The 20,807-nt window shown below is 62.1% G+C and carries 33 protein-coding genes and 1 pseudogene; all 34 read left to right on the top strand.

From position 1 onward, the window contains the following. The first annotated feature begins 88 nt into the window (after positions 1 to 88). Positions 89 to 817, top strand: a complete 729-nt coding sequence (rplC, locus tag NKJ28_RS22400; protein WP_023675141.1) for a 50S ribosomal protein L3 — start codon at positions 89 to 91, stop codon at positions 815 to 817. Further along, positions 817 to 1,437: a 50S ribosomal protein L4 gene (gene rplD, locus NKJ28_RS22395; protein ID WP_023675140.1), complete on the top strand. Its 621-nt coding sequence runs from the start codon at positions 817 to 819 to the stop codon at positions 1,435 to 1,437. The genes rplC and rplD overlap by 1 nt, the downstream gene beginning before the upstream one ends. Continuing rightward, positions 1,434 to 1,727, top strand: a complete 294-nt coding sequence (locus NKJ28_RS22390; RefSeq protein ID WP_023675139.1) for a 50S ribosomal protein L23 — start codon at positions 1,434 to 1,436, stop codon at positions 1,725 to 1,727. The genes rplD and NKJ28_RS22390 overlap by 4 nt, the downstream gene beginning before the upstream one ends. Before the next feature lie 22 nt (positions 1,728 to 1,749). After that, a complete protein-coding gene (gene rplB, locus NKJ28_RS22385; protein ID WP_023675138.1) occupies positions 1,750 to 2,583 on the top strand; it encodes a 50S ribosomal protein L2 in 834 nt (277 codons plus the stop codon). 16 nt (positions 2,584 to 2,599) lie between these two features. Then, complete coding sequence (gene rpsS, locus NKJ28_RS22380; RefSeq protein WP_006205463.1) at positions 2,600 to 2,878, top strand: 30S ribosomal protein S19; 279 nt, start codon at positions 2,600 to 2,602, stop codon at positions 2,876 to 2,878. A gap of 2 nt (positions 2,879 to 2,880) precedes the next feature. Next, positions 2,881 to 3,270, top strand: a complete 390-nt coding sequence (rplV, locus tag NKJ28_RS22375) for a 50S ribosomal protein L22 (protein WP_006205462.1) — start codon at positions 2,881 to 2,883, stop codon at positions 3,268 to 3,270. Next, on the top strand, positions 3,270 to 3,995 hold the full coding sequence (rpsC, locus tag NKJ28_RS22370; protein ID WP_023675137.1) for a 30S ribosomal protein S3: 726 nt from the start codon (positions 3,270 to 3,272) through the stop codon (positions 3,993 to 3,995). Before rplV ends, rpsC begins: the two co-directional genes overlap by 1 nt. Before the next feature lie 27 nt (positions 3,996 to 4,022). Continuing rightward, positions 4,023 to 4,436, top strand: coding sequence for a 50S ribosomal protein L16 (gene rplP, locus NKJ28_RS22365; RefSeq protein WP_006205460.1), 414 nt, complete (start codon positions 4,023 to 4,025; stop codon positions 4,434 to 4,436). A gap of 13 nt (positions 4,437 to 4,449) precedes the next feature. Further along, the gene (gene rpmC / locus NKJ28_RS22360) at positions 4,450 to 4,650 is read left to right on the top strand and encodes a 50S ribosomal protein L29 (protein WP_006205459.1); all 201 of its coding nucleotides are present in this window, start codon (positions 4,450 to 4,452) and stop codon (positions 4,648 to 4,650) included. An 11-nt stretch (positions 4,651 to 4,661) separates the two neighbouring features. Further along, positions 4,662 to 4,901, top strand: coding sequence for a 30S ribosomal protein S17 (gene rpsQ, locus NKJ28_RS22355; protein ID WP_023675136.1), 240 nt, complete (start codon positions 4,662 to 4,664; stop codon positions 4,899 to 4,901). 82 nt (positions 4,902 to 4,983) lie between these two features. Next, positions 4,984 to 5,352, top strand: a complete 369-nt coding sequence (gene rplN / locus NKJ28_RS22350) for a 50S ribosomal protein L14 (protein WP_006205457.1) — start codon at positions 4,984 to 4,986, stop codon at positions 5,350 to 5,352. 12 nt (positions 5,353 to 5,364) lie between these two features. Further along, positions 5,365 to 5,679, top strand: a complete 315-nt coding sequence (rplX, locus tag NKJ28_RS22345) for a 50S ribosomal protein L24 (protein WP_254817150.1) — start codon at positions 5,365 to 5,367, stop codon at positions 5,677 to 5,679. Next, positions 5,672 to 6,250 (top strand): 50S ribosomal protein L5, encoded by a 579-nt coding sequence (gene rplE, locus NKJ28_RS22340; protein WP_008875670.1) that lies wholly within the window; start codon positions 5,672 to 5,674, stop codon positions 6,248 to 6,250. Before rplX ends, rplE begins: the two co-directional genes overlap by 8 nt. A gap of 26 nt (positions 6,251 to 6,276) precedes the next feature. Then, positions 6,277 to 6,582: a 30S ribosomal protein S14 gene (gene rpsN, locus NKJ28_RS22335; RefSeq protein WP_023675134.1), complete on the top strand. Its 306-nt coding sequence runs from the start codon at positions 6,277 to 6,279 to the stop codon at positions 6,580 to 6,582. A 12-nt stretch (positions 6,583 to 6,594) separates the two neighbouring features. Beyond that, positions 6,595 to 6,993, top strand: coding sequence for a 30S ribosomal protein S8 (gene rpsH / locus NKJ28_RS22330; RefSeq protein ID WP_006205453.1), 399 nt, complete (start codon positions 6,595 to 6,597; stop codon positions 6,991 to 6,993). 89 nt (positions 6,994 to 7,082) lie between these two features. Further along, positions 7,083 to 7,616: a 50S ribosomal protein L6 gene (gene rplF, locus NKJ28_RS22325; protein WP_023675133.1), complete on the top strand. Its 534-nt coding sequence runs from the start codon at positions 7,083 to 7,085 to the stop codon at positions 7,614 to 7,616. Between the two features lie 85 nt (positions 7,617 to 7,701). Further along, complete coding sequence (gene rplR, locus NKJ28_RS22320; protein ID WP_023675132.1) at positions 7,702 to 8,061, top strand: 50S ribosomal protein L18; 360 nt, start codon at positions 7,702 to 7,704, stop codon at positions 8,059 to 8,061. 155 nt (positions 8,062 to 8,216) lie between these two features. After that, positions 8,217 to 8,780 (top strand): 30S ribosomal protein S5, encoded by a 564-nt coding sequence (rpsE, locus tag NKJ28_RS22315; protein WP_006333394.1) that lies wholly within the window; start codon positions 8,217 to 8,219, stop codon positions 8,778 to 8,780. Between the two features lie 24 nt (positions 8,781 to 8,804). After that, positions 8,805 to 9,002 (top strand): 50S ribosomal protein L30, encoded by a 198-nt coding sequence (gene rpmD, locus NKJ28_RS22310; protein ID WP_006205449.1) that lies wholly within the window; start codon positions 8,805 to 8,807, stop codon positions 9,000 to 9,002. Positions 9,003 to 9,024: 22 nt separating this feature from the next. Continuing rightward, positions 9,025 to 9,498: a 50S ribosomal protein L15 gene (gene rplO, locus NKJ28_RS22305; protein WP_352451045.1), complete on the top strand. Its 474-nt coding sequence runs from the start codon at positions 9,025 to 9,027 to the stop codon at positions 9,496 to 9,498. Positions 9,499 to 9,689: 191 nt separating this feature from the next. Continuing rightward, positions 9,690 to 11,030: a preprotein translocase subunit SecY gene (secY, locus tag NKJ28_RS22300; protein WP_023675130.1), complete on the top strand. Its 1,341-nt coding sequence runs from the start codon at positions 9,690 to 9,692 to the stop codon at positions 11,028 to 11,030. Next, a complete protein-coding gene (locus NKJ28_RS22295) occupies positions 11,027 to 11,638 on the top strand; it encodes an adenylate kinase (RefSeq protein WP_023675129.1) in 612 nt (203 codons plus the stop codon). Before secY ends, NKJ28_RS22295 begins: the two co-directional genes overlap by 4 nt. Before the next feature lie 198 nt (positions 11,639 to 11,836). Next, complete coding sequence (rpsM, locus tag NKJ28_RS22290; protein WP_006205445.1) at positions 11,837 to 12,205, top strand: 30S ribosomal protein S13; 369 nt, start codon at positions 11,837 to 11,839, stop codon at positions 12,203 to 12,205. A gap of 139 nt (positions 12,206 to 12,344) precedes the next feature. Next, positions 12,345 to 12,734: a 30S ribosomal protein S11 gene (gene rpsK, locus NKJ28_RS22285; protein ID WP_006205444.1), complete on the top strand. Its 390-nt coding sequence runs from the start codon at positions 12,345 to 12,347 to the stop codon at positions 12,732 to 12,734. Between the two features lie 104 nt (positions 12,735 to 12,838). Beyond that, complete coding sequence (locus NKJ28_RS22280) at positions 12,839 to 13,849, top strand: DNA-directed RNA polymerase subunit alpha (RefSeq protein WP_023675128.1); 1,011 nt, start codon at positions 12,839 to 12,841, stop codon at positions 13,847 to 13,849. 116 nt (positions 13,850 to 13,965) lie between these two features. Further along, positions 13,966 to 14,397, top strand: coding sequence for a 50S ribosomal protein L17 (gene rplQ / locus NKJ28_RS22275; protein WP_023675127.1), 432 nt, complete (start codon positions 13,966 to 13,968; stop codon positions 14,395 to 14,397). A gap of 192 nt (positions 14,398 to 14,589) precedes the next feature. Then, positions 14,590 to 16,077, top strand: coding sequence for a DegQ family serine endoprotease (locus tag NKJ28_RS22270; RefSeq protein WP_352636965.1), 1,488 nt, complete (start codon positions 14,590 to 14,592; stop codon positions 16,075 to 16,077). Positions 16,078 to 16,120: 43 nt separating this feature from the next. Continuing rightward, the gene (locus NKJ28_RS22265) at positions 16,121 to 17,431 is read left to right on the top strand and encodes a replication-associated recombination protein A (protein WP_023675125.1); all 1,311 of its coding nucleotides are present in this window, start codon (positions 16,121 to 16,123) and stop codon (positions 17,429 to 17,431) included. 136 nt (positions 17,432 to 17,567) lie between these two features. Continuing rightward, positions 17,568 to 18,398 carry an aspartyl/asparaginyl beta-hydroxylase domain-containing protein gene (locus NKJ28_RS22260; RefSeq protein ID WP_023675124.1) on the top strand — a complete coding sequence of 277 codons (831 nt, stop codon included), beginning with the start codon at positions 17,568 to 17,570 and terminating at the stop codon, positions 18,396 to 18,398. A gap of 31 nt (positions 18,399 to 18,429) precedes the next feature. Beyond that, entirely contained in the window at positions 18,430 to 18,816 is a 387-nt protein-coding gene (crcB, locus tag NKJ28_RS22255) for a fluoride efflux transporter CrcB (RefSeq protein ID WP_352593858.1), read from the top strand. Positions 18,817 to 18,845: 29 nt separating this feature from the next. Next, positions 18,846 to 19,301 carry a fluoride efflux transporter CrcB gene (crcB, locus tag NKJ28_RS22250; RefSeq protein WP_352637028.1) on the top strand — a complete coding sequence of 152 codons (456 nt, stop codon included), beginning with the start codon at positions 18,846 to 18,848 and terminating at the stop codon, positions 19,299 to 19,301. Next, the gene (locus tag NKJ28_RS22245) at positions 19,298 to 19,636 is read left to right on the top strand and encodes a DUF190 domain-containing protein (protein ID WP_254817158.1); all 339 of its coding nucleotides are present in this window, start codon (positions 19,298 to 19,300) and stop codon (positions 19,634 to 19,636) included. The genes crcB (NKJ28_RS22250) and NKJ28_RS22245 overlap by 4 nt, the downstream gene beginning before the upstream one ends. Positions 19,637 to 19,698: 62 nt before the next feature. Beyond that, entirely contained in the window at positions 19,699 to 20,679 is a 981-nt protein-coding gene (locus NKJ28_RS22240; protein ID WP_352458558.1) for an RluA family pseudouridine synthase, read from the top strand. 5 nt (positions 20,680 to 20,684) lie between these two features. Further along, a pseudogene (locus NKJ28_RS22235) lies at positions 20,685 to 20,807 on the top strand (EamA/RhaT family transporter); the annotation flags it as partial.

Below are 20,807 nucleotides of genomic sequence, written 5' to 3'. Positions count from 1 at the left end.
AGGTCAGCGGGGCGACCCGCAACTCTGAAGGAACAAGAGGCGTGGAGGGGCGACAGCCCCGACAGGGAACTCTAAAGGAATTGAACCGATGCGTTCAGGTGTGATTGCAAAGAAGGTGGGAATGACCCGCATCTACAACGATGCCGGGGAACATGTTCCCGTCACTGTTCTCCAGATGGAGAACTGCCAGGTCGTGGCGCAGCGCACGCAGGAGAAGAACGGCTATACCGCCGTCCAGCTCGGCGTTGGCCTTGCCAAGGTGAAGAACACGTCGAAGGCGATGCGCGGCCATTTCGCGACCGCTTCCGTCGAGCCCAAGGCCAAGGTTGCCGAGTTCCGCGTCTCCGCCGACAACATGATCGATGTTGGCGCCGAGATCACCGTCGAGCACTTCGTCGTCGGCCAGAAGGTCGATGTGACGGGAACCACGATCGGCAAGGGTTTCCAGGGCGTCATCAAGCGGCACCACATGGGTGGCGGCCGCGCGACGCACGGCAACTCGGTGTCGCACCGTACACACGGCTCGACCGGCCAGCGCCAGGATCCGGGCAAGGTGTTCAAGGGCAAGCATATGGCCGGCCACATGGGCGACACCCGCGTCACCACGCAGAATGTCGAGGTCGTCTCGACCGACGCCGATCGCGGCCTGATCCTGATCCGCGGTGCGGTCCCGGGTTCGAAGGGTGCATGGATCCTGGTCCGCGACGCGGCCAAGGTGGCGCTTCCGGCCAATGCGCCGAAGCCCGCCGCGATCCGCGCCGTTGCGACTGACGGTGCCGCCACGAACGAGGCGCCGGCCACAGAGGGAGCGGAATAATGGACCTCAAGATTACAACGCTTGGCGGCAAGGACGCCGGCAAGCTGAAGCTCTCCGAAGAGATTTTCGGCCTCGATCCGCGCGAGGACATCCTGCAGCGCGTCGTGCGCTGGCAGCTTGCCAAGAAGCAGCAGGGCACCCACAAGGCCAAGGGTCGCGCGGAAATCGCCCGCACCGGCGCCAAGATGTACAAGCAGAAGGGTACCGGCCGCGCCCGTCACCATTCGGCTCGCGCTCCGCAGTTCCGCGGCGGCGGCAAGGCCCATGGCCCGGTCGTTCGCAGCCACGAGCACGATCTGCCGAAGAAGGTGCGTGCACTCGGCCTCAAGCATGCGCTTTCGGCCAAGGCCAAGAGCGCGTCGATCATCATCATCGACGAGCTGAAGCTGACCGAGGCCAAGACCAAGGCGCTGATCGCGAATTTCGCGACGCTGGGCCTGAGCAACGCCCTGGTGATCGGCGGCGCCGAGCTTGACAAGAATTTCAAGCTGGCGGCGACCAACATCCCGAACATCGACGTGCTGCCCATCCAGGGCATCAACGTCTACGACATTCTGCGCCGCGGCACGCTGGTCCTTTCCAAGGCCGCCGTCGAGGCTCTCGAGGAGCGCTTCAAATGACCGACCTTCGTCATTACGACGTGATCGTCTCGCCGGCGATCACCGAAAAGTCGACCATGGCTTCCGAGCAGAACCAGGTCGTCTTCAATGTCGCCAAGAAGGCGTCGAAGCCGGAAATCAAGGCCGCCGTCGAAGCGCTGTTCGGCGTCAAGGTGATGGCCGTGAACACGCTTGTCCGCAAGGGCAAGATCAAGCGCTTCCGCGGCACGATCGGCCGCCAGAGCGACGTCAAGAAGGCGGTTGTGACGCTGGCCGAAGGCCAGTCGATCGACGTCGCGACGGGTCTCTGAGCAAGGTCGCGAGGACAGAACAATGGCACTGAAAAAATTCAACCCGGTAACGCCGAGCACCCGTCAGCTGGTCATCGTCGACCGCTCGGGCCTCTACAAGGGCAAGCCCGTCAAGGGCCTGACCGAAGGCCTGACCAAGTCGGGCGGCCGCAACAATTACGGCCGCATCACGGCCCGCTTCATCGGCGGCGGTCACAAGCGCACCTACCGTATCATCGACTTCAAGCGCCGCAAGTTCGACGTCGTCGGCACGGTCGAGCGTATCGAGTACGATCCGAACCGCACCGCCTTCATCGCGCTGATCAAGTATGACGATGGCGAGCTGTCCTACATCATCGCCCCGCAGCGTCTGGCTCCCGGCGACAAGATCGTGGCCGGTGAATCGGTCGACGTGAAGCCGGGCAACGCGATGCCGCTGGCTTCGATGCCGGTCGGCACGATCGTCCACAATATCGAGCTGAAGCCCGGCAAGGGCGCTCAGGTCGCCCGTTCGGCCGGCGGTTATGGCCAGCTCGTCGGCCGCGACCAGGGCATGGCGATCCTGCGCCTCAATTCGGGCGAGCAGCGTGTCGTCCACGGCTCCTGCATGGCCACTGTCGGCGCCGTGTCTAACCCGGACCACGGCAACATCAATGACGGCAAGGCAGGCCGCACCGTGTGGCGCGGCAAACGTCCGCACAATCGCGGCGTGACCATGAACCCGGTCGACCATCCACATGGCGGCGGCGAAGGCCGCACCTCGGGTGGCCGCCATCCGGTTTCGCCCTGGGGCAAGCCGACCAAGGGCAAGAAGACGCGGTCCAACAAGGCGACCGACAAGTTCATCCTGCGCTCGCGCCATCAGCGCAAGAGCTAAGAAGAGGTAACGCCAAGTGACTCGTTCGATTTGGAAAGGCCCCTTCATCGACGGCTACCTTCTGAAGAAGGTGGACAAGGTTCGTGAAGGTGGTCGCAATGAGGTGATCAAGATGTGGAGCCGTCGCTCCACCATCCTGCCGCAGTTCGTCGGCTTCACCTTCGGTGTCTACAACGGCCAGAAGCACGTTCCCGTCTCGGTGAACGAGGACATGGTCGGTCACAAGTTCGGTGAATTCGCTCCGACCCGGACCTATTACGGTCACGGCGCGGATAAGAAGGCGAAGAGGAAATAATCATGGGCAAGGCCAAAGCTCCGCGCAGGCTTGCTGACAACGAAGCGCGCGCCGTGTTGCGCACGATCCGTATCAGCCCGCAGAAGCTGAACCTGGTTGCCGCGTTGATCCGCGGCAAGAAGGTCGCGACAGCGCTTTCCGACCTCGAATTCTCGGCCAAGCGGATTTCCGGCACGGTCAAGAAGACGCTGGAATCGGCGATCGCCAACGCGGAAAACAACCACGACCTCGACGTCGATGCGCTGATCGTGGCGGAAGCCTATGTCGGCAAGTCGATCGTCATGAAGCGGTTCCATGCCCGTGGCCGTGGGCGCGCCAGCCGTATCGAGAAGCCGTTCTCGCACCTCACGATCGTCGTTCGTGAAGTCGAAGAAAAAGGGGAGGCCGCATAATGGGCCAGAAAGTCAATCCGATCGGTCTGCGTCTCGGCATCAACCGCACCTGGGATTCGCGCTGGTTCGCGAACACCGGCGAGTACGGCAAGCTGCTGCACGAGGACATCAAGATCCGCAAATATCTTGAGAAGGAACTCAAGCAGGCTGCGATCTCGAAGGTCGTGATCGAGCGTCCGCACAAGAAGTGCCGCGTCACCATCCATGCGGCGCGTCCGGGCCTGATCATCGGCAAGAAGGGCGCCGACATCGAGAAGCTTCGCAAGAAGCTGATGGAGATGACCAAGTCCGAGACGCATCTGAACATCGTCGAAGTGCGCAAGCCGGAGATCGACGCGACCTTGGTCGCCCAGTCGATCGCCCAGCAGCTCGAGCGCCGCATCGCGTTCCGCCGCGCCATGAAGCGTGCCGTGCAGTCGGCGATGCGCCTCGGTGCCGAAGGCATCCGCATCAACTGCGCCGGCCGTCTCGGCGGCGCCGAGATCGCGCGCATGGAATGGTATCGTGAAGGCCGCGTGCCGCTGCATACGCTGCGTGCCGACGTCGACTACGGCACGGCCGAGGCGAATACGGCCTACGGCATCTGCGGCGTCAAGGTCTGGGTGTTCAAGGGCGAGATCCTCGAGCACGACCCGATGGCTTCGGAGCGCCGCGCCACCGAGGGCGATCATGCGCATGGCGGTGGTGGTGAGCGCGAACGCGGTCGCCGTCGCGAAAACGCGTAAGACATTTAGGAATTTGGAGTTAGAACGATGCTGCAGCCAAAGCGCACAAAGTTCCGCAAGCAGTTCAAGGGCCGCATCCACGGTACCGCCAAGGGCGGCACCAACCTGGATTTCGGTGGTTTCGGGCTGAAGGCGCTTGAGCCGAACCGCGTCACCGCGCGTGAGATCGAGGCGGCCCGCCGCGCGATCACCCGCGAGATGAAGCGTGCCGGCCGCGTGTGGATCCGTATCTTCCCGGACGTGCCGGTGACGTCGAAGCCGACCGAAGTCCGTATGGGTAAGGGCAAGGGCGCGGTCGACTACTGGGCGGCACGCGTCAAGCCGGGCCGCATCATGTTCGAGATCGACGGCGTCAACGAGGAAACCGCCCGTGAGGCGCTGCGTCTCGGCGCGGCCAAGCTCTCGGTCAGGACGCGCTTCGTACAGCGCATCGCAGAATAAGGACGGGCTGATCATGAAAGCCGAAGACATCCGGACCAAGACCCAGGACCAGCTGACCGACGACCTGGCCAGCCTGAAGAAGGAGCAGTTCAACCTGCGCTTCCAGAAGGCCACCGGCCAGCTTGAGAAGACCGCGCGCGTGAGGCAGGTCCGCAAGGACATTGCGCGTATCAAGACCATCGCTGCGGAAAAGTCCGCGGCCAAGAAGGCTTAAGGACGAAAACCATGCCAAAGCGCATTCTGCAGGGCACCGTCGTCAGCGACAAGAACGAGAAGACGGTTGTCGTCAAGGTCGAACGGCGCTTCACGCATCCCGTGATGAAGAAGACCGTGCGCATGACCAAGAAGTACAAGGCGCACGACGAGAACAACGCCCACAAGGTCGGCGATCAGGTGTTCATCCAGGAATCGAAGCCGATTTCCAAGGACAAGCGCTGGGTCGTGGTGTCTTCGGACCAGGCCTGATCAGGGCTAACGAAACGAATTTTGGACAGACCGGGGAGGGGTGAGAAACCCGTCCCGTTAGAAAAGAAGAAGGCGGCCAGTCATGATTCAGATGCAAACAAACCTCGACGTCGCGGATAATTCCGGCGCCCGTCGTGTCATGTGCATCAAGGTGCTGGGCGGCTCGAAGCGGAAATACGCTTCCGTGGGCGACATCATCGTGGTGTCGATCAAGGAAGCCATCCCGCGCGGCCGCGTCAAGAAGGGCGATGTGATGAAGGCGGTCGTGGTTCGCACGGCCAAGGACATCCGCCGCCCGGACGGCAGCGTGATCCGTTTCGACAAGAACGCAGCCGTTCTCGTCGACAACAAGAAAGAGCCGATCGGCACGCGTATCTTCGGACCGGTTCCGCGCGAACTCCGCGCCAAGAACCACATGAAGATCATCTCGCTCGCGCCTGAAGTGCTGTAAGGAGCCGGACCAATGCAAAAGATTAGAAAAGGCGACAAGGTCGTCGTGCTGGCCGGCAAGGACAAGGGCCGTTCGGGCGAAGTCCTTTCGGTACAGCCGAAGGATGACACCGCGCTGGTGCGCGGCGTCAACCTGATCCGTCGTCACCAGAAGCAGTCCCAGTCCCAAGAGGGCGGGATCATCACCAAGGAAGCGCCGATCCAGCTGTCGAACATCGCGCTGGCCGACCCCAAGGATGGCAAACCGACCCGCGTCGGCTTCATCTTCCAGAAGGACGGCAAGAAGGTGCGCGTCGCCAAGCGCTCGGGAGAAGTCATCAATGGCTAAGGCTCAAACCAAGCAGGCAACTGCCCAGAACACGCCGCGCCTCAAGCAGGTCTACAACGAGACCATCCGCAAGGCGCTGCAGGAGCAGTTCGGCTACGAGAACGAGATGCAGGTTCCGCGCATCGACAAGATCGTGCTGAACATGGGCGTCGGCGAGGCGACTGGCGATTCGAAGAAGCCTTCGATCGCGGCGGAAGACCTTGCGATGATCGCCGGCCAGAAGGCCGTTGTCACCCGCGCCCGCAACTCGATCGCCGGCTTCAAGGTCCGCGAGAAGATGCCGATCGGCGCCAAGGTCACGCTGCGCAAGGAACGCATGTACGAGTTCCTCGACCGCCTCGTGAACATCGCACTGCCGCGCGTCCGCGACTTTCGCGGACTTAATCCGAAGAGCTTCGATGGCCGTGGCAACTATGCCATGGGCATCAAGGAACACATCGTGTTTCCGGAGATCAACTACGACAAGGTTGATCAGATCTGGGGCATGGACGTCATCGTTTGTACGACTGCGAAGACGGACGACGAAGCCAGGGCATTGCTCAAGGCCTTCAACTTCCCCTTCCGCCAGTAACGGCAGCGAGAAAAGGAAAATCTGAAATGGCAAAGACCAGCTCAGTCGAGAAGAACAACAGGCGCCGCAAGCTTGCGGACCAGTTCGCTGCCAAGCGCAAGGTGCTCAAGGCGATCATCATGGATCAGTCCAAGCCGATGGAAGAGCGCTTCCGCGCCCAGCTGAAGCTTTCGGCGCTGCCGCGCAACTCGGCCAAGACCCGCATCCGCAACCGCTGCGAAGTCACCGGACGTCCGCGTGCCTATTATCGCAAGCTCAAAGTATCGCGTATCGCGCTTCGTGATCTCGGCAATAACGGCCAGATCCCGGGCCTGGTCAAGTCGAGCTGGTAAGGAGGACATAACATGTCATTGAGCGATCCTCTCGGCGATATGCTGACCCGCATCCGCAACGCGTATGGCCGCAAGAAGTCGAGCGTTTCGACGCCGGCCTCGCGCCTGCGTACCCGCGTCCTCGACGTGCTGAAGGCGGAAGGCTATATCCGCGACTACAGCCAGACCGACTTCGACAACGGCAAGTCCGAAATCGAGATCGAGCTGAAGTATTTCGATGGTGCGCCGGTGGTGCGCGAAATCGCTCGGGTCTCGAAGCCCGGCCGCCGCGTCTACGTTTCGGCCAAGTCGATACCGCACGTCGCCAACGGCCTCGGCATCGCCATCCTTTCGACGCCGAAGGGCGTGATGGCCGACCACGAAGCGCGTGAACAGAATGTCGGCGGGGAAATCCTCTGCCAGATCTTCTGATCTGGTATGTGACCCGGTTGGAAACAGGTTTTCGGGATCTAGTCCCGAAAGCCGAGACCTGAAACAAGAGAAGTGACGAGGACAACAAAATGTCTCGTATTGGAAAGAAACCCGTTTCGCTGCCGCAGGGCGTGACCGCGACCGTCAACGGCCAGACCGTGACGGCGAAGGGTCCGAAGGGCGAGCTGAAGTTCGTGGTGAACGACGAAGTGCTGGTCAAGATGGAAGGCAGCGAGATCGCTGTCCAGCCGCGCGACCAGACCAAGACTGCCCGTTCCAAGTGGGGCATGTCACGCACGCAGATCGTCAACATCCTGCAGGGCGTCAAGGACGGCTTCGAAAAGAAGCTCGAGATCACCGGCGTCGGCTATCGTGCCGCCATGCAAGGCAAGAACCTGCAGCTGGCGCTCGGCTTCAGCCATGACGTCGTCTACGAGACGCCGCAGGGCGTGACGATTTCGGTGCCGAAGCCGACGGAAATCACGGTGACCGGCATCGACAAGCAGCAGGTCGGCCAGGTCGCCGCCGAGATCCGCGAGTATCGCAGCCCCGAGCCCTACAAGGGCAAGGGCGTTCGCTATGCTGGCGAGAAGATCGTCCGCAAGGAAGGCAAGAAGAAGTAATTTTAACGCCGCGGGGAGCGGTCGCGGGAGGCTCGTCCTACCGCATATGGTTGCCCCCGTTTTTTGAAGGCAAGGAACTGATATCATGGGCTCGAAAGAATCCACCCAACGCCGCGCCCAGCGCGTCCGCCGCCAGATCAAGAAGGTTGCCGGCGATCGTCCGCGCTTGTCGGTCCATCGCACGTCGAAGAACATCTACGTCCAGGTGATCGACGACGCCAAGGGCCACACCATCGCGGCTGCTTCGACGCTCGAGAAGGAGCTCAAGGGCTCGCTCAAGACCGGCGCCGACACCGCGGCTGCAGCTGCCATCGGAAAGCTGATCGCCGAACGCGCCTCGAAGGCCGGCGTCAAGGAAGTCGTCTTCGACCGCGGCGCCTATATCTACCACGGCCGCGTCAAGGCGCTGGCCGAGGCTGCCCGTGAAGGTGGTCTGAGCTTCTAGAGCATGATCCCGAACCGAAGGTCAGCGCAGCAAAAAGTTGCAGACTTTTCGGATAAGATCATGCGAAGGAAAAAAGAGTTTTCGCCCCCGGCGACCCGCAGAGGTGCCGGATATCATCATCAACCGTGCTTCCGGAAAAAAACAAGGAACAGGATATGGCACAGGAACGTAGGGATGGCGGCCGCGGCCGTGATCGCGAAGAGCGCGACGACGGCATGGTCGACAAGCTCGTCCACATCAACCGTGTCGCCAAAGTCGTCAAGGGCGGCCGGCGCTTCGGCTTTGCGGCACTTGTCGTCGTCGGCGACCAGAAGGGCCGCGTCGGCTTCGGCCACGGCAAGGCGCGCGAAGTGCCGGAGGCGATCCGCAAGGCGACCGAATCGGCCAAGCGCGACATGATCTTCGTGCCGCTGCGCTCAGGCCGCACGCTGCACCACGACGTCGAGGGACGCTGGGGCGCGGGACGCGTTCTGCTGCGCGCCGCCAAGCAAGGTACCGGCATCATCGCCGGCGGCCCGATGCGCGCCGTTTTCGAGACGCTCGGCATGCATGACGTGGTCGCCAAGTCGATGGGTTCTTCGAACCCCTACAACATGGTTCGCGCCACTTTCGACGCGCTGAAGAGCCAGATGCATCCGAAGGATGTGGCTGCCGCGCGCGGCATCAAGTATTCGACCCTTCAGGCCCGCCGCGGCACCGCCGTTGCGGCTGAAGAATAGTCGACGCTGACCAGGGATCTGACCATGGCCAAGAAAGCAACCAAGACCATCACCGTCGAGCAGATCGGTTCGCCGATCCGCCGGCCGAAGGAGCAGCGCGCAACGCTGGTCGGCCTCGGCCTCAACAAGATGCACAAGCAGCGCACGCTGGAGGATACGCCCTCGGTGCGCGGCATGATCGCTGCCGTCCAGCATCTCGTCCGCGTCGTGGACGAGGGCTGAGCCAGAGCGCAGGAGAACCCAGATGAAACTCAATGATCTGCGTGACAAGGACGGCGCGACGCACTCCAAGAAGCGTCTCGGCCGTGGCATCGGTTCCGGTTCGGGCAAGACCGCCGGTCGCGGCGTCAAGGGCCAGAAGGCGCGCTCCGGCGTCGCCGTCAACGGCTTCGAGGGTGGCCAGATGCCGCTCTACCGCCGCCTACCGAAGCGCGGCTTCAACAATATCTTCGCCAAGAGCTTCACCGTCGTGTCGCTGGCCCGCATCCAGGCGGCGCTCGATGCCAAGAAGCTCGACGCTAAGACAGTTGTAACGGCCGAGGCGCTGGTTGCGGCAGGTGTCATCCGTCGCGTCAAGGACGGCGTGCGCATCCTTTCGGATGGCGACATCAAGGCCAAGCTTGCCTTCGACGTTGCCGGTGCTTCCAAGGCCGCGGTCGAGAAGATCGAAAAGGCCGGCGGCTCGGTGAAGTTGCCTGAGCAGGCAGCCGCCGAGTAACGGCAATTTGAAGCACGGTCGGCAAAGGTGGAATTCGGTTTTGCCTGCGGTCGTGCTTTGATCCGACAGATGTGGCGGCCGCATCAACGCGGCCGCTTGCATGTTTGCAGTCCGGAGCTTATCTCGTGAGCTTCGGTGACACGCGCCGCCTGAGCTGCGGGCATCGAGCGTGACCAAGCGGAGAATCAGGCATGGCTTCGGCTGCTGAACAACTGGCCTCGAATCTGAATTTTTCGGCCTTCGCCAAAGCCGAGGATCTGAAGAAGCGCATCTGGTTCACCATCGGTGCGCTGCTCGTCTACCGCCTTGGCACCTATATTCCGCTGCCCGGCATCAATCCCGATGCTTTCGCCCAGGCCTTCTCGTCGCAGAGCAAGGGCGTGCTCGGCATGTTCAACATGTTCGCCGGCGGCGCCGTGCAGCGCATGGCGATCTTTGCCCTCGGCATCATGCCCTATATCTCGGCCTCCATCATCATGCAGCTGATGACCTCGGTCATTCCGTCGCTGGAAGCGCTGAAGAAGGAAGGCGAGCAGGGCCGCAAGATCATCAACCAGTACACGCGCTACGGCACCGTGCTTCTGGCGCTGGTTCAGGCGTACGGCATTTCGGTCGGGCTTGAGGGCGGCAACGGCATCGTCAACGATCCCGGCATGTTCTTCCGCATCTCTACCGTCGTCACGCTGGTCGGCGGCACCATGTTCCTGATGTGGCTTGGCGAGCAGATCACTGCTCGCGGCATCGGCAACGGCATTTCGCTGATCATCTTCTCCGGCATCGTCGCCGGCCTGCCGCGCGCCATCTCCGGCACGCTGGAGCTTGGCCGCACCGGCGCCTTGTCGACCGGCCTGATCCTGGCGATCATCGTGCTGGCCATCATCGTCATAGCGCTGATCGTCTTCTTCGAGCGCGCCCAGCGCCGCCTGCTGATCCAGTATCCCAAGCGCCAGGTCGGCAATCGCATGTTCCAGGGCGATACCTCGCATCTGCCGCTGAAGCTTAACACCTCCGGCGTCATTCCGCCGATCTTCGCCTCGTCGCTGCTGCTGCTTCCGGCAACGGTTGCCGGCTTCTCGCAGACCACCAATATGCCTGCATGGGCCAGCACCATCCTGGCGGCGCTCGGCCACGGCCAGCCGCTCTATATGGCCTTCTACGCGGCGATGATCGTGTTCTTCGCCTTCTTCTATACGGCGATCGTCTTCAATCCGAAGGACACCGCCGACCAGCTCAAGAAGCATTCGGGCTTCATCCCGGGCTATCGTCCGGGCGAGCGCACTGCGGACTATATTGACTATGTGCTCACCCGCATCACCGTCGTCGGCGCCATTTATCTGGTGCTGGTGTGTCTGCTGCCCGAGTTCCTGATTTCAGCGACTGGCGTACCGTTCTACCTTGGTGGCACTTCGCTCCTGATCGTGGTCAGTGTAACGCTCGATACGGTGGCGCAGATTCAGGGTCACCTGATCGCGCACCAGTATGAGGGCCTGATCAAGAAGTCGAAGCTGCGCGGGGGGAAAAAGGCCAGATGAGGTTGATATTGCTTGGACCGCCGGGGGCGGGCAAGGGGACACAAGCACTAAGACTGGTAGATCGACACGGCATCCCACAGCTTTCCACGGGGGACATGCTGCGTGCTGCTGTCCAGGCTGGCACCGAAGTCGGCAAGCGCGCCAAGGCGGTGATGGACGCTGGCGAACTGGTGTCCGACGCTATCGTCAACGCCATCGTGGCCGAGCGCATCGATCAAGCTGATTGCGCAAACGGCTTCATCCTTGACGGGTACCCGCGAACCCTGGTGCAAGCGGACGCCGTTGAGGAAATGCTGTCGGATCGCGGACTGGAGCTCGATGCTGTCATCGAATTTGTCGTCGATGACAAGGCGCTGGTTGGCCGAATCGTCAAGCGCGCCGAAGACGCCAAGGCCGCAGGCCTGCCGGTGCGCAAGGACGACAGCCCAGCGGTGTTCGAGGAACGCTTGAGGGAATATTACAAGAAAACCTCGCCGCTGATCGGCTACTACTACGCCAAGGGCAAGCTCAGGGGCGTCGATGGCATGGCCGACATCGATGCGGTGACGCAGCAGATCGAGGCGGTGCTCAGGGCGACGACCCGGAAAGTTGGCCAGGCGGCCGGCTAGAGAATCGAACGATTGCGCTTGACTGGAGCGGTCCGCTGGGGTATGGCGGCCCGTCTTCCTATCAGGCATGAGGCTTGCTTGTCCGCAAGGGCAAGGCCGGCCGCTTTGAACTGGAAACTCCCGCAAGGGCCGGCCTCCACCGGACGCGGGGCAACTTGAAGCGCCGGCTCGTCCGGCCTATATGGAGAAGAGAAGAACATGGCTCGTATAGCCGGCGTCAATATTCCGACCAACAAGCGCGTCGTCATCGCGCTTCAATACATTCACGGCATTGGCAAGAAGTTCGCCCAGGAGATCGTCGACAAGGTCGGCATCCCGGCCGAGCGTCGCGTCAACCAGCTGACCGACGCGGAAGTGCTGCAGATCCGCGAGACCATCGACCGCGACTATCAGGTCGAGGGCGATCTGCGCCGCGAAGTGTCGATGAACATCAAGCGACTCATGGACCTCGGCTGCTACCGCGGCCTGCGTCACCGCCGCTCGCTGCCGGTTCGTGGTCAGCGCACGCATACCAATGCGCGCACCCGCAAGGGCCCGGCTAAGTCGATTGCCGGAAAGAAGAAGTAATTTAGGGCAGTAAGGGAGTAGGGCAGTAAGGCAATAGGAACGGCAGACATACTGCCCTACTGCCATATTCCCCTACTGCCTTCTCCCTGGTGGAGCCGCTGGCATTACGGCGGTGTAGAGATCAACTGAAAGGACCATCATGGCCAAGGAAGCCGCTCGTGTTCGCCGTCGCGAACGCAAGAACATCTCGTCGGGCGTTGCCCACGTCAATTCGACCTTCAACAACACGATGATCACCATCACCGACGCGCAGGGTAACTCGATTGCCTGGTCGTCGGCCGGAGCCCAGGGCTTCAAGGGATCGCGCAAGTCGACCCCGTTCGCTGCCCAGATGGCCGCAGAAGATGTTGCCAAGAAGGCCCAGGAACACGGCATGCGCATGCTCGAGGTCGAGGTCTGTGGACCCGGCTCCGGTCGTGAATCGGCGCTGCGCGCGCTGCAGGCTGCCGGCTTCACCATCACCTCGATCCGTGATGTGACGCCGATCCCGCACAATGGCTGCCGCCCGCGCAAGAAGCGCCGCGTCTAAAGAATTTACCGAACGCCGCGCGAGCGCCTCAAGGGCGCTCCTCCACGGCATTCCAGGTCGCCCGCCACGATTGGATGGTGGCGGGACAACGGAAGGAAAGCACTATGATCCAGAAAAATTGGCAAGAACTGATCAAGCCGAACAAGATCGAGTTCTCGTCGAAGAAGAAGACGCTGACCACGCTGGTCGCCGAGCCGCTCGAGCGCGGCTTCGGCCTCACCCTCGGCAACGCGCTGCGCCGGGTGCTTCTGTCTTCGCTGCGTGGCGCGGCTGTAACCGCCGTGCAGATCGACGGCGTTCTGCATGAATTCTCGTCCATCGCCGGCGTCCGCGAGGACGTGACCGACATCGTTTTGAACATCAAGGAAATCGCCATCCGCATGGAAGGCGACGGCCCCAAGCGCATGGTCGTCCGCAAGCAGGGACCGGGCGCGGTTCTCGCCGGCGACATCCAGACGGTCGGCGACGTCGAGATACTCAATCCCGACCACGTCATCTGCACGCTGGACGAAGGCGCCGAAATCCGCATGGAATTCACCGTCGATACCGGCAAGGGCTATGTCCCGGCCGACCGTAACCGCGCCGAGGACGCGCCGATCGGGCTGATCCCCGTCGACAGCCTGTATTCGCCGGTCAAGAAGGTCTCCTACAAGGTCGAGAACACCCGCGAGGGCCAGGTTCTCGACTATGACAAGCTGACCATGACCATCGAGACCGACGGTTCGATTTCGGGCGAGGACGCGGTGGCCTTCGCCGCTCGCATCCTGCAGGACCAGCTCGGCCTGTTCGTCAATTTCGACGAGCCGCAGAAGGAAGTCGCCGCCGAACAGGTTACCGAGCTTGCCTTCAACCCGGCGCTGCTCAAGAAGGTCGACGAGCTCGAGCTTTCGGTGCGTTCGGCCAACTGCCTGAAGAACGACAACATCGTCTATATCGGCGACCTGATTCAGAAGACCGAAGCCGAGATGCTGCGCACCCCGAACTTCGGCCGCAAGTCGCTGAACGAGATCAAGGAAGTCCTGGCGGCGATGGGCCTGCATCTCGGCATGGAAGTGCCGGACTGGCCGCCGGAAAACATCGAAGACCTCGCCAAGCGTTACGAAGACCAATATTGAGCATGATCCCGAACCGAAGGTCAGCGCAGCAAAAAGTTGCAGACTTTTCGGACAAGATCATGCGGCTAACCAACTGGGGCTCAGGCCTCTTGAAACCGCAATGAAGGAGAAGAGCCATGCGCCACGGATTTAAAGGCCGCCGGTTCGCCCGCAGCATAAGCCATCGCAAGTCGATGTTTGCCAACCTTGCCGTGTCGCTTATCGAGCACGAGCAGATCCTCACCACGCTGCCGAAGGCGAAGGATTTGCGTCCGATCGTCGAGAAGTTGGTGACGCTCGGCAAGCGCGGCGACCTGCACGCCCGCCGCCAGGTTATTGCCCAGATCGGCAATGAAGGCGTCGTCAAGCGCCTGTTCGATACCATCGCGCCACGTTATGCCACCCGCAACGGCGGCTATCTGCGCATCATGAAGGCCGGCTTCCGCCACGGTGATAACGCGGCAATGGCGGTCATCGAGTTCGTCGACCGCGACACCTCGGCCAAGGGCGCCGGCGACCGTGCCCGCATCGAGGCCGAAGGCACCGAAGAGGAAGCCGCAGCCGCATAAGGCTCGGTTTTCCTGAGAAGTTCAAAAGGGGCCTCCGGGCCCCTTTTTCTGTTTCCGAAGGTACCGGGCGGGCTGGTAGAGGTTTTGTCACCGGTTTTTGCGGCGACTACCCAAAATAATCCGATTTCAGCGGCTTAGCCTTTCATTTTGCACAATCGTCAGGACAATGGCGCCCGACTTGGAGGATTCGGAATGCGCGTTAAACGGCTGTCCATTGTTCTGATCTGCGCCTTGATGGCGTTGGCCGTCGTGCCGGCGGCCAGGCACGCGCTGGCGGAGGAGGCCAAGCCAGATCCCGGTCTGTCCGACGTGCTAACCGATCTGCTGCATGGCGTCGAAGGCGAAAACGCCACTTCAGGCCCCGACAAGCGCGTGCCGTTCGGCCGAGAGGAGGTGCAACTGTCCTTCGCGCCGCTGGTCAAGCAGACGGCGCCGGCCGTGGTCAATGTCTACGCCTCGCAGACCGCCAAGGTGACGTCACCCTTCGACGGCGATCCGTTCTTCGAGGAGTTCTTCGGCCGCTCGCAGCCGCGCGCGCAGTCTTCGCTCGGTTCGGGGGTGCTGGTCGATCCCACCGGTGTCGTGGTCACCAATTTCCACGTCGTCAAGGACGCTGACCAGGTCAAGGTCGCGACCGCCGACGGGCGCGAATTCGACAGCAAGGTGCTGCTCAAGGATGAGACGCTCGACCTCGCCGTGCTCAAGATTTCTTCTGACAAGCCGTTCCCGGTGATCGCTATCGGCGATTCCGACGCGCTCGAGGTCGGCGATCTGGTGCTGGCGATCGGCAATCCGTTCGGTGTCGGCCAGACCACCACCAGCGGCATCATTTCGGCGGTGGCGCGCAGCCATATCGGCGTCTCCGATTCCAGCTTCTTCATCCAGACCGACGCCGCCATCAATCCCGGCAATTCCGGTGGCGCGCTGGTCAACATGGGAGGGCAACTGATCGGCATCAACACGGCGATCTATAGCCGTAGCGGCGGCTCGATCGGCATCGGCTTTGCCATCCCTTCGAACATGGTTCGCGCCTTCGCCGACGCGGCCAAGGCCGGGCTCGACTTCTTCGAGCGGCCGTATGCCGGTGCCGAGTTCGAGGCGGTGACGCCGCAGCTTGCCGAATCGCTCGGCATCGACAAACCGACCGGTGCGCTGGTTTCTTCGGTCGAAGAGGCGGGACCCGCCGCCAAGGCAGGGCTCAAGCCGGGCGACGTAGTGCTGTCGCTCAACGGCAAGCCGGTCGAGAGCGTCGGGGCGCTGGACTACCGGATGGCGACGCTGTCGATTGGTACGAATGCCAGCTTCGGCGTTCTGAGCAAGGGTCAGCAGGCGACGATGGACATCGCGCTGGAACGGCCGCCTGAGGGCGCCAAAGCTGCGGAACTCACATTGCGCGGCCGCAGCCCGTTTTCCGGTGCCAAGGTTGCTGAACTGTCGCCACGGCTTGCCCAACGGCTCGGTCTGCGCACCGATGTCAAAGGCGTCACCGTGGTCGACATCAACCGCGATTCGCCTGCTGCCGATTTTGGCTTCCAGCCAGGCGACATCGTGCGTGAGGTCAATGGCCTGACGATCGACAAGGCGGCGACCTTGGAACAGGTAGCCCAGCAGGATACGCGCTGGTGGCGCTTTACCGTCGAGCGCGGCGGGCAGATACTGCGCCAGGTGTTGCGTTACTGAGCCCGAACGTCAGCATGATCGGGCTCCAGGCAGAAGAAGTTGCATGGCCGATCTGTTCAGTGTCGATGAACCGGAAAAGACGCCGCCCGGCAGGCCGCTGGCGGACCGTCTGCGCCCGAAGAACCTCGGCGAGGTCGTCGGCCAGGAGCATCTGACCGGACCCGACGGCGCGCTGACGCGGCTGATCGGCTCCGGCTCGCTCGGCTCGATGATCTTCTGGGGCCCGCCCGGCACCGGCAAGACCACGGTCGCACGGCTGCTTGCCGGCGAGACAAGCCTCGCCTTCGAACAGATCTCGGCGGTGTTTTCCGGCGTTGCCGACCTGAAGAAAGTGTTCGAGGCAGCGAAGCTGCGCCGCTCCAACGGCCGCCAGACACTGCTGTTCGTCGACGAGATCCATCGCTTCAACCGCGCCCAGCAGGACAGTTTTCTGCCCGTGATGGAAGACGGCACCGTCGTGCTGGTCGGCGCCACCACGGAGAATCCGTCCTTCGAGCTTAACGCCGCGCTGTTGTCGCGCGCGCGTGTGCTGGTCTTTCACTCACTCGGCGAGGACAGTATCGCCAAGCTGCTGGCGCGGGCCGAGGAGGCAGAGGGCAGGGCGCTGCCGCTCGATGAAGACGCGCGGGCGATGCTCATCCGCATGAGCGACGGCGACGGCCGCGCGGCATTGACGCTCGCCGAAGAGGTCTGGCGCGCAGCGAAATCAAAGGAGGTGTTCGGCGCCGAAGCCCTGCAGCGCATCGTCCAGCGCCGCGCGCCGATCTACGACAAGGGACAGGACGGCCACTACAATTTGATCTCCGCCTTGCACAAATCGGTGCGCGGCTCCGACCCCGACGCGGCACTCTACTATCTCGCCCGCATGTTCGACGCCGGCGAAGATCCGCTTTATCTCGGGCGCCGGTTGGTGCGCATGGCGATGGAGGATATCGGGCTGGCCGACCCGCAGGCGCTCGTCGTCGCTAACGCCGCCAAGGACGCCTATGACTATCTGGGCTCGCCCGAGGGCGAACTGGCCTTCGCCGAGGCGACCGTCTATCTAGCCACCGCGCCGAAATCCAATGCAGTCTATACCGCGTTCAAGGCCGCCACACAGGCAGCGAAGGAATTCGGTTCGCTGCTGCCGCCCAAGCACATTCTCAATGCGCCGACCAAGCTGATGAAACAGGAAGATTACGGCGCCGGCTATCGCTACGACCACGACGAGCCCGACGCTTTTTCCGGCCAGGACTATTTTCCGGAGAAGATGGGAAGGCAGACATTCTACGACCCGCCAGAGCGCGGCTTCGAGCGCGATATCAGGAAGCGGCTGGATTATTGGGCGAAGCTGCGCAGCGAGCGGGAAAAGTAGCTGCCGACCGCACAGTGGTGTGATCGCCGTTGTCTGGCGGGATAAAAAACCCTATCAAGATGCGCCTTCGGCTGGCGGACAGGCCAGAAACGTACCGACGATATTCAGAACGGAATCGCGCCTGGCGCGTGGAAAAATGACAAAAAAATCTCGCAAGACCCTTCGGAAGTTCGCCATAGCGATCCCGCTGCTGGCGCTCGGCTTCTATTTCATTCCCATCCTGACGACAATTTTCATTGTCCTCGGGCTGGTCGACGTGTTGCGCAATGACAACAAGAACTGGGCCCTGTTCAGTGGTTATTTTCTCGGCAACGGCATCTTCACCTGGCTGCTTTCGCCCTTCAATCTGCTGGTCGATCTGCTGTGCTACAGAAACCGCGGTGTGTGGAAACTGGACCAGTTTCCTCCGGACTATCAGCGTGAGGTCAACGAGGTTCTCGACGTCTTCAAGGCGCGCAAGGACGAGATCATCGCCGATATCGACGCCAATTTCGGCAGCGGCCGGCGCGGCATGTATGTCTACCAGTGGTATGGCAAGCACAAGATCGACAACGTCGCCGAATTCAACAAGGATTTCAAATATATCAAGACCATCGCCGTGTCGGTGTTCAGGGGCAAGGAATCGACCTCCTGGCATTTCGGACCGCTGCGGCTCAGCCTGCGCATTCTCTACAATCTTCTCCCGGTGAAGGCCGAGGTTTTCGTCGAGTGCAACAACGCCAGGAACTACTGGCACGACAATCCGCTCTATATTTTCGACGACACGCTGCTGCACCGCTCGGTCAACGAATATGATGGGCGCCGCTACTGCGTGTTCATGGACATCATCCGGCCATCGCCATTCCCCGGCCTGATCGCCGCTCTTCTCGCCATCGTTTCGGTCAGCGTCGAGCGCATCAATGCCATGTTCTACAAGAACTGGAAGATGATCGGCTCCAGCAAGCCGAAGAAGGCCGGAGCCGCCTGACACCGTGGTGTGACCGGCGCGAGGGAGCACGATGTATCATCTGTTGCTTGTCTGCCTTGGTGGCGCGATCGGTGCAATGGCCCGCTTCTTCCTGTCCGGCTTCGTCGCCCGCCGGGTCGGCGAGACCTTTCCCTGGGGCACTATGGCCGTCAACGTCTCGGGAGCGTTTGCAATCGGTGTCGTTGCGCATGCGGTGGCGCGCGACGGCATGCCCGCCATCTGGGCCTTTACCGTTACCGGCGGCCTCGGCTGCTACACCACGGTTTCTTCCTTCAGCCTGCAGACGCTGGCGCTGGCGCGCGAGGGCGAATGGCGGCGCGCCGGCGGAAATGTGCTGCTTTCGGTTTTTCTGAGCCTCGGCGGCGTGACGCTGGGCTTTGCTGCGGGAAGTCTTCTGATTGGCGGCGGGGCGCCGTGAGCGGCCCGCGGAAGCTTCGCTACGACGGCATGGCGAGGCGTGCGGCGCACCTCATTGGCTGGCGCAGAAGGAGCCAGACGGTTCGGCTCTATGCGACCGTGGCCGCAGGCAGCATGATCGGCGGTGTGTTGCGGGCGCTTGCCTCATCGACGAGCACTGCCCTGTGGGGCGCTGGATTTCCCTTCGGCACGCTCCTCGTCAACATTGTTGGCTCGTTCCTCATCGGCTTCTACGCGACATTGACGGGACCGGATGGTCGCGTCTTCGCCGGTCCGCTGCAACGTCAATTCTTCATGGCCGGCTTCTGCGGCGGCCTGACGACCTTCTCCGCTTTCAGCCTTGAAACACTCACCCTCGCGCAAGGCGGGAGGCTTGTGGCGGCGGGACTCAATATCGCGATCTCCGTGGTGGCCTGGCTTGCCGCCGTCTGGCTTGGCCACATCTTTGCAGTTCGGCTCAACCGGCTGAGAGGGTCCAGGCAATGAAGATACCAACACAGGCACAATTGCTGCGCATATTTATCGGCGAAAACGACAAGGCAGATGGCCGTCCGCTGTATGAGGTTATCGTGCTGAGGGCCCGCGAAATGCAGATCGCCGGCGCGACCGTCCTGCGCGGCGCGATGGGGTTCGGCCATTCCAGCCGGCTTCACACCACGAAGATCCTCCGCCTATCGGAGGATCTGCCACTCGTCATCGAGATCGTCGATGACGAGGAAAAATTGGCCGCTTTCCTGCCCGTGCTTGAAACAATCATGACAAGTGGTTTGATTACGCTGGAGAAAGTTCAGGTTCTGCAATATGGAACCGACAACGAATAACCGAGTGAGATTGCGGGTACCGGCGAATGCCGTTGCATGCCTGCAAAACGGCGATTGGAATCATGGCAGGCGTTGAACAGATCACAGTGGACGCCGGCGAGGCGGGCATGCGGCTCGACCGCTGGTTCAAGAGCCATTTCCCCGGTCTCGGTTTCGGTCATCTGCAGAAGCTGCTGCGTTCCGGCCAGATCCGCGTCGACGGCGGCAGGGTGAAGGCCGATACCCGCGTCGAAGCCGGCCAGACGGTGCGAGTGCCGCCGCTCGAAGTCGACAAGAAAGGTGAAAGCCCACTCACCGGTCATTCGATCCGCAACCAGGGCGACGCCGATGTCCTGGCCAAGATGCTAATCCATGAGGACCCGAAGGTCTTCGTCTTCAACAAGCCGGCCGGCCTGGCGGTGCAAGGCGGCTCTGGCGTCACCCGCAATGTCGACGACATGCTGGAAGCCTGGCGCAACCAGAAGGGCGAGAAGCCGCGTCTGGTGCACCGGCTCGACCGCGACACGTCGGGTGTGCTGGTTGTCGCTCGTACAAGGCTCGCCGCCATGAAGCTCGCCGAAGCGTTCCGGGCGCGTGAGACGAAGAAAACCTACTGGGCGCTGGTCAAGGGCGTGCCGCCGAAGCGCGAGGACAAGATCTCGACCTGGCTGATCAAGGAACCGACGCCCGACGGCGATCGTGTGCGCATCGCCAAGCATGGCGAAAAGGGCGCCGATCACGCCGTGTCCTATTATCGCATCGTCGAGCAGGCGGCGCAGACCCTGTCCTGGCTGGAGATGGAACCCTATACCGGGCGCACCCACCAGCTTCGCGTCCATGCTGCCCATATCGGTTGCCCGATCATCGGCGACCCCAAATATTTCGAGGCCGACACCAATTGGGATTTTCCAGGCGGCATGCAGAACCGGCTGCATCTGCACGCGCGCCGCATCGTCATCCCGCATCCCGACAAGGGCTTTGTCGACGTCACCGCACCGATGCCGCCGCATATGCGCCAGAGCTGGAACTTGCTCGGTTTCGACGACGCGAGCGCGGAGGACTAGCGGCGGTGGGCGTCGCCACAGATACGCTCGACCGTCGTGACGCGGTCGATCTGGCGGCCGCCGCCATCATGGTCGGGCTGACCTTTTCGTGGGGCCTGAACTACGTTGCCGCCAAGATCTCGTATGCC

It is taken from the genome of Mesorhizobium sp. M0145 (genome assembly GCF_040322355.1).
GTDB lineage: Bacteria > Pseudomonadota > Alphaproteobacteria > Rhizobiales > Rhizobiaceae > Mesorhizobium.
The sequence above is the reverse complement of the archived record's forward strand: the minus strand, read 5'-3'. Positions and strand labels throughout refer to the sequence as shown.

Bases quoted from the DNA above. Each gene is read 5' to 3' on its own strand.
- crcB (WP_352637028.1), top strand. From the start codon at position 18,846: ATGGCGAGGCGTGCGGCGCACCTCATTGGCTGGCGCAGAAGGAGCCAG.
- rplD (WP_023675140.1), top strand. From the start codon at position 817: ATGGACCTCAAGATTACAACGCTTGGCGGCAAGGACGCCGGCAAGCTG.
- rplQ (WP_023675127.1), top strand. From the start codon at position 13,966: ATGCGCCACGGATTTAAAGGCCGCCGGTTCGCCCGCAGCATAAGCCAT.
- NKJ28_RS22245 (WP_254817158.1), top strand. From the start codon at position 19,298: ATGAAGATACCAACACAGGCACAATTGCTGCGCATATTTATCGGCGAA.
- rplO (WP_352451045.1), top strand. From the start codon at position 9,025: ATGAAACTCAATGATCTGCGTGACAAGGACGGCGCGACGCACTCCAAG.
- NKJ28_RS22260 (WP_023675124.1), top strand. From the start codon at position 17,568: ATGACAAAAAAATCTCGCAAGACCCTTCGGAAGTTCGCCATAGCGATC.
- secY (WP_023675130.1), top strand. From the start codon at position 9,690: ATGGCTTCGGCTGCTGAACAACTGGCCTCGAATCTGAATTTTTCGGCC.
- crcB (WP_352593858.1), top strand. From the start codon at position 18,430: ATGTATCATCTGTTGCTTGTCTGCCTTGGTGGCGCGATCGGTGCAATG.
- rplF (WP_023675133.1), top strand. From the start codon at position 7,083: ATGTCTCGTATTGGAAAGAAACCCGTTTCGCTGCCGCAGGGCGTGACC.
- rpmC (WP_006205459.1), top strand. From the start codon at position 4,450: ATGAAAGCCGAAGACATCCGGACCAAGACCCAGGACCAGCTGACCGAC.
- rpsN (WP_023675134.1), top strand. From the start codon at position 6,277: ATGGCAAAGACCAGCTCAGTCGAGAAGAACAACAGGCGCCGCAAGCTT.
- rpsH (WP_006205453.1), top strand. From the start codon at position 6,595: ATGTCATTGAGCGATCCTCTCGGCGATATGCTGACCCGCATCCGCAAC.
- rplB (WP_023675138.1), top strand. From the start codon at position 1,750: ATGGCACTGAAAAAATTCAACCCGGTAACGCCGAGCACCCGTCAGCTG.
- rpsE (WP_006333394.1), top strand. From the start codon at position 8,217: ATGGCACAGGAACGTAGGGATGGCGGCCGCGGCCGTGATCGCGAAGAG.
- rpsK (WP_006205444.1), top strand. From the start codon at position 12,345: ATGGCCAAGGAAGCCGCTCGTGTTCGCCGTCGCGAACGCAAGAACATC.
- rplX (WP_254817150.1), top strand. From the start codon at position 5,365: ATGCAAAAGATTAGAAAAGGCGACAAGGTCGTCGTGCTGGCCGGCAAG.
- rplE (WP_008875670.1), top strand. From the start codon at position 5,672: ATGGCTAAGGCTCAAACCAAGCAGGCAACTGCCCAGAACACGCCGCGC.
- NKJ28_RS22240 (WP_352458558.1), top strand. From the start codon at position 19,699: ATGGCAGGCGTTGAACAGATCACAGTGGACGCCGGCGAGGCGGGCATG.
- rpsM (WP_006205445.1), top strand. From the start codon at position 11,837: ATGGCTCGTATAGCCGGCGTCAATATTCCGACCAACAAGCGCGTCGTC.
- rplR (WP_023675132.1), top strand. From the start codon at position 7,702: ATGGGCTCGAAAGAATCCACCCAACGCCGCGCCCAGCGCGTCCGCCGC.
- rpsC (WP_023675137.1), top strand. From the start codon at position 3,270: ATGGGCCAGAAAGTCAATCCGATCGGTCTGCGTCTCGGCATCAACCGC.
- NKJ28_RS22390 (WP_023675139.1), top strand. From the start codon at position 1,434: ATGACCGACCTTCGTCATTACGACGTGATCGTCTCGCCGGCGATCACC.
- rplN (WP_006205457.1), top strand. From the start codon at position 4,984: ATGATTCAGATGCAAACAAACCTCGACGTCGCGGATAATTCCGGCGCC.
- NKJ28_RS22270 (WP_352636965.1), top strand. From the start codon at position 14,590: ATGCGCGTTAAACGGCTGTCCATTGTTCTGATCTGCGCCTTGATGGCG.
- NKJ28_RS22280 (WP_023675128.1), top strand. From the start codon at position 12,839: ATGATCCAGAAAAATTGGCAAGAACTGATCAAGCCGAACAAGATCGAG.
- rplP (WP_006205460.1), top strand. From the start codon at position 4,023: ATGCTGCAGCCAAAGCGCACAAAGTTCCGCAAGCAGTTCAAGGGCCGC.
- rplV (WP_006205462.1), top strand. From the start codon at position 2,881: ATGGGCAAGGCCAAAGCTCCGCGCAGGCTTGCTGACAACGAAGCGCGC.
- rplC (WP_023675141.1), top strand. From the start codon at position 89: ATGCGTTCAGGTGTGATTGCAAAGAAGGTGGGAATGACCCGCATCTAC.
- rpsQ (WP_023675136.1), top strand. From the start codon at position 4,662: ATGCCAAAGCGCATTCTGCAGGGCACCGTCGTCAGCGACAAGAACGAG.
- NKJ28_RS22265 (WP_023675125.1), top strand. From the start codon at position 16,121: ATGGCCGATCTGTTCAGTGTCGATGAACCGGAAAAGACGCCGCCCGGC.
- rpmD (WP_006205449.1), top strand. From the start codon at position 8,805: ATGGCCAAGAAAGCAACCAAGACCATCACCGTCGAGCAGATCGGTTCG.
- NKJ28_RS22295 (WP_023675129.1), top strand. From the start codon at position 11,027: ATGAGGTTGATATTGCTTGGACCGCCGGGGGCGGGCAAGGGGACACAA.